This window comes from Desulfovibrio piger (assembly GCF_012843875.1).
Classification (GTDB): Bacteria; Desulfobacterota; Desulfovibrionia; order Desulfovibrionales; family Desulfovibrionaceae; genus Desulfovibrio.
Genome location: NZ_JABAFY010000087.1, coordinates 1 through 4,718, shown reverse-complemented (window position 1 = coordinate 4,718; position 4,718 = coordinate 1). Strand labels below are relative to the sequence as shown.

Below are 4,718 nucleotides of genomic sequence, written 5' to 3'. Positions count from 1 at the left end.
GGGCTACTTTACCTTGTTTTGGCCTGTATCCTTTGGAGAAAACTGGTATAGCAAGGTGTATGCCGGACATTCTCTTAGGACGGGCAGGAATAGCAGGCGGGTCCCGGAAGAGGAACCGGCTCTCAGCTCCGGATGGAAAGGAAGAGACCGGCGTCGAGGAAGCGCGCTTAGGTGTCTTCCGGTGTAGTTTCCGGAGGAATGCCCGAAAAGGTATTCCTCCCCACCAGATGCAGGACTCGTCCGGAAAAGGCACCGGCCTTATCTTGCCGAACGGGAATTTCAGACAAACATGTCGAAATTGTTGAGTAAATTGGAATCTATTGGCTTTTCTTCACTACGGGAGGCGTTTTTTGGGCCAAGGCGTGCCTTCCATTGAATGGCCTGCGTGAGAAAGGCATTGAGAGCCTGTTCCAAGAAGGGAAGGGAATCAAAGCTTTCATCGTGGCGTTTCCAGAGGACAATAACGTCGAGTCTACTGTCTACAGACAGGGCCGCTCCGCCTGTTTCCGCTCCGAGCAGGGAAGCCTGCATGAGTTCACGGCAGATATCATCGGCCTGTGCGGAGAGTTTGCCCAATTCACAATACATGATCAGGGCATGGTCTTCCTGGTTATGCAGGAAGGTTACTTCATGTTCGCCGTCGAAAAGCAGGGAGCATTGCCCATCGGCATCGAAGGTCAGGCGGTCGATGCCCATGGATGTTCCAAGCTCTTCAAACAGTGCGGTCAATTCCATTGTGGACTCCTTTTTTATTGCTGATTCTTTCACCGGCGGGAAGGCCGTTCTGCACGGCCTTCTCTGTTTCAGCGGTAGTATTTCGAGAGAATGGGGAATTCGTCACTGTGGGTTTGTATGATTTTTTCTATGTTCTCTACAAACCCATTGGCATTCATGTACGCCTCGAGCTGGTTGGCATCCATGCCTGTGGCGAACAGCGCGTTATCCGCCATGTTTGCAGACTGAACGGCATCTTTGGCCGCGGCCTGGCCGTCAGCCCCCGTGTCTTCGGAGACCTGAGCGGTTTCCTTAGGCCAGGATGCTTCGTAGAGCTCGGCGATTTTTTTGAGCAGTGCTTCTTTTTGCTCTATAAGCTGTTCGTATAACGGGGACTCTGGGGCGGTCGTTGTTATATCCATAATCAGCTTGTTCAGTTCTTCCCTGTGCTGGCACATCGGGTCGGTGAAGCGCTGGAGCAGATCGGCTTCCTTAGCCAGGCCTTCACGCAGCTTTTTCACTTCGTCGGGTACGTCTTCCCCTTCCTTGCCGCGCAGGAAAGGCATGCGGTTGAGGTCGAAGGTTTTGGTACGGCCTATGTCCAGGCCATCGGCTGCCTTTAAAACCATACCTTCTACGGTGGTACTGTGTTTGGTTATAGTGCCAATAACTTCCTGTTCGTAGTCCTGCCCCATGGTATTCTGCCCGAAGTCGGACTTCATAAGTTTCACGGTTGTCTGGGCACTGTCCTTTTCCCATTTGTCGACACCTGGGCCTTGGCGGCCGACGTCGTAGCCTGTAATACCACAGAGTACAGCATTACGGTCTACGGGAATACCTTGTTCTTCCAGGATGGAGCACATGACCGAGGCAAAGATGAAGGCGCGGGTGATGTGGCCTCGTCCATGGGTGGAAGAGCCTCTGTCAAAGCCCTTTTCATGGGAAAGATACTCATTGATATGACGGACAAGGAAATCGCGCCTTGCCGTGTGAGTAGTGGGCATACTGCCTGGTACGGCAGCAGCAGGGAAGGGCGAGTATGCCGGATATGCCTTATCGAAGGTGGCCATGGTTTGCGGGGCAACCTCGCGGAATAAGGCACGGTTTTTTTCAGGCACAAGGGCGAGATTGGCGTTAAATTCGATATCGACTTCCTTTTCTCCGACTTCTTTTTCCGCATTTTGAAGGTGGAATATGCTCATTGTGGAGAGGGTATTGAGCAAGCCGTAGTCGTTGACCTCCGCCATGATGGCTTCGTTGGTGACAATTCCTCTCAGCTGCCTTATCATTGAGAGCATTTCGGGAGAATGCAGCCGGTCGTAAAGGCCACGCATCTGTTCCTGGCTCAAAGGCGGTATCCCGTTCTTTATCAAGGAATAGGCCATGAAGGAGGCGCGATTCTTGGCGGCAAACTTTTGTTCGGCACTATAATCTTTGCCTTTGGCATAGGTGTCAGTACGTTCGTCGGTGAGCTGTGCCGCTTTGGCCAGAGTGCGGAAGGTTTCTTCCGCAGAGAGCGGAGGATCTGCTTTGGCAATGGTTTGTAATGCTGCAGCCTGTATCTGGGCGTTATCGAAGGTAAGCTGCAGTTCTTCTGGATCCGTGATATCAGAGCTGCGTATCCAGTGGGAGAAGGCGGCTCTCTGTTCGGAAGTCATGGGGAGGTTATTCAGCTTGTTGAGCAGATCAGCCTTTTTCCGAAGAACAGGCTGTGCCGCTCGTTCGATGATGTCAGCAGCAATCTTCTCAGGGCTTGTGTTCTCGTTACTGGGGGTCGCCATGTACGTTTGAACCTGCCTGGGGATGGCTTTCGCGATGAGAGTCAGTGCACTTCTTCTTAAAATTTCTCCTTCCTGGGGGAAGAGATGGGTAAGATCCATATTATTGAGCGCGGAGCGTATATGGTTCTGAATATTATGGTTCAGGCCTTCCTCTATAGCATCGTTTACTTCCTGGCGGACATGATCGGTAAAGTATCGGACACCGCTTTCAAAGGTATTGTCAATGCGCTCCTCCTCGTTCTGATCGGTGAGTTCAAACGTTCCCAAAGACTGGCTTGTTTCCCATTCGTTGAGCTCATCGGTGATGTAGGTAACCTTAACGCCCGTAGAGTGGCTGAAGGTATCCATGCGGGCTATGAGCTGCATCCTTTCTCCTGCAGGAGCTTCGCCCAGGTCCACACGGATCTCCTGAATATCGCGGCTGGGGATAATTGGCCCGTGTATCTGGGCTTCTATGTAGTTCATGGACAGACGTACGGAAGGGTCTTCGCCGCGGGCGCGTTTTTCTGCCCCCTGGGCCAGCATAGCTCCATTCAGGTCATTGAGATTGGGGAGCAGGGATTCCAGGTTGTCGTACGAGGCTACTTTGGAACGCGTGGCGGCCTTGTCGCCAAAAGCCTGGAGAGCAACAGCCGCGAACAGATCCTTATTCACAGTGCCACTAATGCCCGTTTCCGTAGGAGGATCCTTAAAGAAGGTAGCCGTCACGTCTTTGACATTAAGCCCCCCATCTAAATAGGTTTCCATAGCACGGTGTTCCGCACTCTCAGGGTCTTTGAGGGCAACGACTGTTTCTATAGGGAGGCCGGAGCCGTCGAGCAGTTTGTAGAACTCCTCCTTGCGCTCAGGCGTGATGCTGATAGCGGGGGAGTAGAACGTATCTTCCGCTATGAAGGTGGCGCGCCTGGCTACTTCTGGTTTAAGGACGATAACACAGTGCCCATAGTCGCGCTGTGCGGGGCCTTTTTGGGCTCTTTGCGTATTGAGGGCACCGTACACGGGGCGTTCATCGGCAATAACATCGTGCCCTTTCAGTTCGGGGAAGAGGAGTTTTTCCGTCTCGTTGCGCCGGGGCATGTAGCTTGCCCCTTTATTGATCGTGCCCTGCTGCTGTATGTGGAAGGCATTGGGCATGGGCTGGTCGGGGTTAAGGATAAAGGAATTATCGCGCAGGAGGCGGCGTGCAGGAAGATTGATGGTCAGAGGGCTTTCGCGCAGAAGATCGCCCATTTCCTTGGGTGTGGCAGAGATCCCGCGTGAAGACAGCTTCTGTGTTTCTGCGGTGGCCGTGTTTTCGCGCCGGGTGGCACTTTCTGCCGCTACGTTGGCCAGAGTATGCAGGTTGGCGGCGGTGATGTCATGGGTATGCGCTGTGGGAAGAACGTCTTTCTGGGCGTATTGGCGGCTCAGGGAGGCGGGCCTCATGTTCTCATATTTGGCGGCATTTTCCGGTTCCTTGGCAGAAAGGTCGTCAAGCATACCATTGGAAACGCGGTTGCTCATTTCCTTAAGAACAAGGGCCTGAAGGTCGAAGAGCTGAGAGGCCGCATGGCGTGCGTCGTTAGCCTTGGGGTTGTTCAGGCCTTCGTGGCGGAGGGCTGTCTGCAAAAGATCCATCTCCGCAGAGGTGAAGTTCTGGTACACGGCAGCCAGTTCGGTATTGCTCAGCTTTTCCACGGCGGGGGCAAACGACCAGAGCGAGTTGCCTTTCTGCGCTTCCGTGAGCTGCCCGAGCTTATCCAGGCGTTCCATAAAGTTTCCATTGGTTTTGAGCGCGGCAAGCAGCTTGCGTGCATCGAGCGTGCCGGGGGCGGCCAGAATATTCAGCGTATTGCTGGAGGATTTTTCGAGTCCTTCGTGTCCTCTGGCAATTTTGGTGGCAGTACGGAACCCTTGATAGGGAACAGAGTTGCCTTTAATCTTATCGAGTCGAATGGGAGAACCTGTTCCCAGCTGTACCTTGTGCTGTCCGAAAACACCGGTTTTTTCCGTAATACCGCGTGATGCCAGCTGTTGCTGGATGGTAGGGGCGGCTTGGATACGTGAGGGCATAGTATTTTCCTTTTTTTGTTAGGATTCTTTTTCCTTCCATTGCAGAAATTGTGCCAAAATATAAAGAGGGCTGATGAGAGCGTGTTTGGAAACTTCAGAGCGTGTTTGGAAACTCATTTATCAATAATGAAACGTTTCAGCAGTATGCTTGCCATGGCTATTTGAATCATG

General features: G+C 52.8%; 2 protein-coding genes. Both read right to left on the bottom strand.

Annotation, left to right across the window (positions count from 1 at the left end):
* Positions 1-279: 279 nt before the first annotated feature.
* A complete protein-coding gene (locus tag HF854_RS12105; RefSeq protein WP_168936510.1) occupies positions 280-735 on the bottom strand; it encodes a type III secretion system chaperone in 456 nt (151 codons plus the stop codon).
* A 68-nt stretch (positions 736-803) separates the two neighbouring features.
* Positions 804-4,547, bottom strand: a complete 3,744-nt coding sequence (locus HF854_RS12100; protein ID WP_168936509.1) for a DUF3626 domain-containing protein — start codon at positions 4,545-4,547, stop codon at positions 804-806.
* Positions 4,548-4,718 lie beyond the last annotated feature (171 nt).